This window comes from Bacillus hominis (genome assembly GCF_018332515.1).
In the GTDB taxonomy this organism is placed as follows: domain Bacteria; phylum Bacillota; class Bacilli; order Bacillales; family Bacillaceae_G; genus Bacillus_A; species Bacillus_A hominis.
In genome coordinates this window covers 1-258 of record NZ_BOQD01000659.1, presented here as the reverse complement: position 1 = coordinate 258, position 258 = coordinate 1, and the positions used below count along the sequence as shown (strand labels likewise).

Annotated in this window: 1 protein-coding gene; it reads left to right on the top strand. The window is 46.1% G+C overall.

Annotated elements, in window-relative coordinates:
* Nucleotides 1–258 (top strand): cupin domain-containing protein (locus KI356_RS28930; RefSeq protein WP_212937077.1); only part of this gene is annotated, 258 nt, incomplete at both ends.

Genomic DNA, 258 nt, shown 5'->3' with positions numbered 1-258 from the left:
GTTTCTGGTAATGCCAGCGAACTGGAACGCATTCACTATGAAGGTATGGATGATGTGATCCTGCTGGATTTCCTGCCCAAAGAGTTAGGTTTTGATATGAACATGCATATCCTCTCTTTTGCGCCAGGTGCCAGCCACGGTTATATCGAAACACACGTTCAGGAACATGGTGCCTATATTCTTTCCGGTCAGGGGGTTTATAACCTCGACAATAACTGGATCCCGGTGAAAAAAGGCGATTACATCTTTATGGGCGCT